The sequence below is a fragment of the Acetatifactor sp. genome (assembly GCF_982438285.1).
Window position 1 is genome coordinate 1 of record NZ_CEWDFQ010000209.1, and the last position, 5,452, is coordinate 5,452.

The window sequence follows — 5,452 nt, forward strand, 5'->3', positions numbered from 1 at the left end:
CTGGCAGATAACCTGTGGTCTGCGTATTCAAATCCAGGAAATTCAGATAGCTTTCCAGATAATAGCTGATCAGATACATGCCGATCACTGCGATAAAGCAGACGATGAAATATCGGTCCATGGAGGAAATTCCCCTATAATGCTGCAAAAAGAGAGATACCATGGGCAAAGCTGCAAGCACCGGAGCGGGATACTTGGAATCCCAGCCGCATCCTCTGGGAGAAAAATGCAGATAAAGAGAGTGCACAAAATAAAAAATGCTGACTGCTCCTGCTATTATTCGGCTCCCGGCGTTTCCTCCCGGTAAAATGCCGGACAGAAGGAAAACGCCGCCGGCCCCTGCCAGATGCAGCAGGCAAAAGACCCAGAAGCGATGCGCCTTTTCCCGGACCCAAAACAGAAAAAAGGGAAGTAATCCGCAAAAGGCCCAAATTTCCAGAAGAGTCAAAGGAGACATCCAAAGCTGGGGAAATTCTTGAAAAAACAGTGTAATCACCACAGCCACAGCAAAAAGGGTCCAATGATTCACTTGTGTCACTAGAAATTCATTGATTATGACAATGTTGTCACGTTTCATAAAGAGTATTACGCTCCTTTTATAAAGGGTATGCCTTTTTCTTCTCAAGAAAGGGATATGGGGAGGAAAGAGATATGTTTTCTGATTCTTTCAGGAAAATAAGCCTCCTTACTCTTCCCTTCTTTAAATTCCTCCAGCCTGTATTCAGGAACAGGATAAAACCAGATGTATTCTTTGCCCATATCATGATATTTTTCCACAAGAGAAAGAAAATTCTCATAATGGTTGGGCGATATAAAACAGGTTATGGTGCTTTGGGACTGCCTGGTCAGCAATTCTTCAAACAGGGAGCAGAAATCAAGAGCAGGACGGCTGGTGTCCACCCTGGCCAGGGCCCGGCAGATGGTTTCAAACTGCCCGCTTCCAGCCTTTGGCATGATGCAGACAGGCTCTCTTGTGAGAATGTCTGCCCCATTTCCGTAACAGGCAACCTGAATGCCTTGTTTTAGAAAATAGGCGCAAAGTCCCGCTGCAATCTGAAAGGAGGCTTCCACACATTCTTCTTTTTTCATAATATTGTTGTCCTCTATGTTGAAAAACACACGGACTGATTTCAGGGCTGTGTAACCTCTCTGATTTACCTTAAGCTCCCCTGTTTTGGCAGTGGCCTTCCAGTTAATGCTTTTCATATCGTCAAAGGGCTGATACTCACGGATTCCTCTGTAGGTGAAAGGGTCTGTGAGCAGATGACGTCTGGCAGTGACCTCGCCGTTCAGCATTTCCAGCGACAGTCTGAATTCCCTGCTGTCGAAAAGCCTGGGGTAAACATAAACAGCATTTTTGGTTTCCCGGCTCTCCACAAGCTGTGTGGTTAAGAATAAGTCTGAAGCCACCAGATCCACGTTTTCAATGGTATAATATCCTCTTTTTCCGCCGACAAATTTCAGGTGTCTTGTGATCCGCTCACCACCCCCTGCGCGGAACACATCATTTCGATAAAATTTGTCCGTGGTACGGGAACCCTTTGTATCTCCAAAGAGCAGGTGGCGGTCTGTCTGAAATTTTACCTTCAAAATGGCAAGGGGAAGGTGCTTTCTATTTTCGATGATTTCCATCAGCTCTCCCTCCTCTCCTTCTCTGATGCTTTGCTGGGAAAAGGCAATGGAGACAAACAGACTGCGGTTCCACATTTTTTCGTAGATACGCCGTTCCAGCCAAAACAGGATAAGAGCCAAAAGCCCGAGACCGATTATTCTTATCATGATGAGAAATCCTCAGTAGGTACAGGAAGGGACAAAAGCAGCTTTTGCACCAGCGCACCGGCTGCCTCCGGGGTTTCCGTACCGTATCCCGCTATGATTCTATGGGCCAGCACAGGTACGGCCAGAGTCTTTATGTCGTCCGGTGTCACAAAGCTGCGGCCGTGCAGATATGCGTATGCTTTTGCACAGCGCAGAAGGCAGAGGCTTCCTCTGGTGCTGACGCCCATGACCATTCCTTCTCCTTCTCTTGTGGCCTTCACAAGATCCACCATATATTCTCTGACACAGGGATGCACAAAGACCTTTACCGCCTCTCTTTTTACCTCTTCCAGATCAGCCAGGGTAAATACGCTTGTAAGCGTATCCAGAGGCTCGTTTTCCATGTACCGCTCCAGAATGGAGAGCTCCTCCTCCCTGCTTGGAAGCCCCATGGAAAGGCGCATCATAAAACGATCCATCTGCGCTTCCGGAAGGGGAAAGGTTCCGGCAGTCTCCACGGGATTTTGGGTGGCAATGACAAAAAAGGGGCTGCCCGGCTGATAGCTTACGCCGTCTATGGTAACCTGGCGTTCCTCCATACATTCCAAGAGGCCCGCCTGGGTTCTGGGGGTTGCTCTGTTGATTTCGTCCGCTAAAAGAATATTGGTAAAGACAGGACCTTTCCGCAGAACAAATTCGTTTTTCTGCCTGTCAAAAATATTCAGTCCGGTAATATCGCTGGGAAGCAGATCCGGAGTAAACTGGATTCTGGAAAAATCTGCGGTAAAAGTCTTTGCCAGGGTTTTTGCCAGTTTTGTTTTTCCTGTGCCCGGCACATCCTCCAAAAGTACATGGCCGTCCGCTACGAGTGCCGTAAGAAGCAGCATAATGGTCTCCTTCTTTCCGATGATCACCTTTGAGATATTCTGTATCGCCTTGTCAGCAAATGCCCTGCCGTCTGTCGCCATTTTTGTCCATTCTCCTTCTTACCTGTTTTATCGGTCTTTATTGTAGCATATTTCAAGAAGATGTTCTACTATTTTTCCTTTGCTAATATCTTATAAGGTAAGACTGGCAGGGAGGAATAAGTGTGAAAAATCACACTGGTTTGCTGATTTTTCAAACGGTTTGATTCGACAATAGAAATCGCCTGCGCGAATTTCTATTGCGCGATTCCTACGCTGCGCTTCGGAATGGAGATTAAAAATGAGCGATATCACAACGGAAAAAAAGCTGGAGCTGATAGAACAGGTGCGCTCTCAATATAATAAAAACCGGTATGACATGTCAAACAGGGAAAAAATTTTGTATGGCAGAACCTCTTTTCCAAGATTCTCCGGGGAGGATAAGCCTGCTGCTTCGGAAAATCAGGCTTCGTCGGTCTCTTTTTTCAGGCTGCGCATGCTTTTAGCCCTTGCAATGCTTGCAGGAGTTATTCTTTGCCATCAAAGCGGCATAAAAATAGCCGGAATCACCATGGAGCAGTTTTTCCAGGTAATTTCGGCTGATTATTATGCAGATGTGACGGAGTTTGTGGAATCCATGTCCGAATCGGTGAAATAGTTTCAGCATTCCATTACATAAAGCTCGTGTAGGGCGCGGGTGGCTGCAACATAAAGAAGCTTTGCTGTGTCAGGCCGTTTCATTGCCTGTTTCTGATGAAGATTCCAGAGAATGACAACGTCAAATTCCAGCCCCTTTACCATGCGCACAGGAAGCGTCATAAGGCGGCAGGGGGCGGACTTTGGATACTGCTTTAGCAGCTCTTGCACCCGATTTACATCTCTTTCCTCCCAACAGATTACCGCAGCTGTGGTGTAGCCCTTTTGGGGAAGGGAAGAAAGAAGGGAAAGCGTGCGCTCTGCCATCTCAGGCTCGCTCCAGAAGCTTTCCTCCTGCACGGGAATCCCATGGCGGATCACAGGGGTGATCTTATAGCGTCCAAAGGAGGCCTTTTCCAGAATTTTTCCGGCGTACTGGGAGATTTCAATGGTATTTCGGTAGCTTTTCTGCAGCAGTAAAAACTTGTCCTTTGAGCCTGTCAAAAAAAGCTTTGTCAGCTCATACCAGTCATTGATGCCTGTCTCGTAGTTGATATTCTGGGATACATCTCCCATGATGGTAAAATAGGCGTCCGGCAGAAGGTGTTTAAGCGCATAGTACACACTGATTCCAAAATCCTGGGCTTCATCTATAAACATCAGGCCAAATTCCTCATTAGGGCCTTTTTGAAAAATGCGGTAGTGAATCAATGATATGGCTGCCAGGTCATAGAGGTCGTATTCCCGCCGGGCACAGGACTGCAGATGATTGGACAGCGCTTCGTTTCCTTCATATCCATCCAGAAATTCCTGGTAACAGGCAAGAGAGGACGTCTTTGGAAACTGCTTCCTGTAATATCCACTGTATTCCCCAAGTTTTCTTTGGACGGTATCCTTATCACAGCCGCTCATCAGAAATTTGATTCGGGTTTTCACCCGGTCGTCTAAGGCTGTAAGAAGCCTTCTTACGCTGAAACGGGGATTTTCCCGCACGAGCGTTAAATTGCTTGACTCACTTAAGATAACGCCCAGAGATTTGTCCTTAAGAGCGCTGCAGTCTACAAGCTGCCTTTTCTTTTGCAGGAGGAAATATTCCAGATCCTTCATAAATTTCTGACTGCAGCGAAGGCTGGCCGTCTCATCCGGCTCTGTTATCCTGCATTTTTTTGTCCATTCCTTTTCGCATAGGCGCACGAAAAGCTGATCCATGCGCATGTGCTTGATATCCGGCACATCAAGCTCCGGCAGCCCGCTTGTGATGTAATTTAGCAAAAGATCACTGCCGCCAATAATGCAGAATTCATTAGAGGCAAACCGTTCCTTGTAATTGTACAAAAGATAAGAAATCCGGTGCATGGCCACAGTGGTTTTTCCGCTTCCCGCTACGCCCTGTACGATCAAATTGGCAAAGGGGGATTCTCTGATAATGGCGTTCTGCTCTTTTTGAATAGTGGCAATGATTTCTCCAAGCACTGCATCCTTGCTGCGGGAAAGATATTTTACCAAAAGCTCATCATTGGAAGCTGTGTCACTGTCATAATAACCGCTTAGAATCCCGTCGTTTACATCATAGGTGCGTTTTAAATCCAGCCGAATGGGAATTTTTGTCTCGTCCGGCAGCTGGTATTCTCCCTCTCCCAGCTCATTTTCATAATAGACAGTGGAAATGGGCGCCCGCCAGTCCGCGATGAGCACATCCGTCTTGTTTTGAAATACACCGTTTTTACCAATATAGACGATCTGATTCTTTTCCAGATTTTTGTCCAGATAGTCGATTCTGCCAAAATAGGGCCTTTCCAGTGCGGCCCTGTTTTTCCTGAGGCTGTCTGCGGCCTGCTTTTCCAGACTGGACACAGTCATCAGCTGATTGTACAGCTCTACATCACCGCTGTTCATAGCCCGAAAAAGCTTCTGTACCTGAGTGTGCCTCTCTTCATATTCCTTCTCATATCTGGAAATATTGCCGCGTATGACAGCCTGGCACATGGAGAAATGCTCCTGCTCGGCAAGCATCTCCTCTTCTTTTTTAGAAAGCCCCGGCTGCTTTGGGCTGTTGCTGGATTTGTGCATGATTCTCTCCTTTCTGCTGCAGGCTTTATAAGATGCTGCACTAGATAATTGTGTAAAGGAGGATTTTTCACATTGTATATGCT

The 5,452-nt window shown here is 46.8% G+C and carries 5 protein-coding genes; 1 reads left to right on the forward strand and 4 read right to left on the reverse strand.

The window, feature by feature from the left end:
• The 3 genes from AC1WIP_RS10605 to AC1WIP_RS10615 form a co-directional block, all read right to left on the reverse strand.
• Nucleotides 1–577, reverse strand: a 577-nt coding sequence (locus AC1WIP_RS10605) for a hypothetical protein (RefSeq protein WP_481141799.1), incomplete at its 3' end; no start/stop codon positions are given.
• Between the two features lie 44 nt (nucleotides 578–621).
• On the reverse strand, nucleotides 622–1,779 hold the full coding sequence (locus AC1WIP_RS10610) for a DUF58 domain-containing protein (protein ID WP_481141800.1): 1,158 nt from the start codon (nucleotides 1,777–1,779) through the stop codon (nucleotides 622–624).
• Nucleotides 1,776–2,726 (reverse strand): AAA family ATPase, encoded by a 951-nt coding sequence (locus AC1WIP_RS10615; protein WP_481141801.1) that lies wholly within the window; start codon nucleotides 2,724–2,726, stop codon nucleotides 1,776–1,778. Before AC1WIP_RS10615 ends, AC1WIP_RS10610 begins: the two co-directional genes overlap by 4 nt.
• Before the next feature lie 238 nt (nucleotides 2,727–2,964).
• On the opposite strand from AC1WIP_RS10615, the gene AC1WIP_RS10620 reads away from it, so the two are divergent.
• A complete protein-coding gene (locus AC1WIP_RS10620; protein WP_481141802.1) occupies nucleotides 2,965–3,321 on the forward strand; it encodes a hypothetical protein in 357 nt (118 codons plus the stop codon).
• A 2-nt stretch (nucleotides 3,322–3,323) separates the two neighbouring features.
• Here AC1WIP_RS10620 and AC1WIP_RS10625 read toward each other — a convergent pair whose 3' ends face one another.
• Nucleotides 3,324–5,369 (reverse strand): HelD family protein, encoded by a 2,046-nt coding sequence (locus tag AC1WIP_RS10625; RefSeq protein WP_481141803.1) that lies wholly within the window; start codon nucleotides 5,367–5,369, stop codon nucleotides 3,324–3,326.
• Nucleotides 5,370–5,452: the final 83 nt, after the last annotated feature.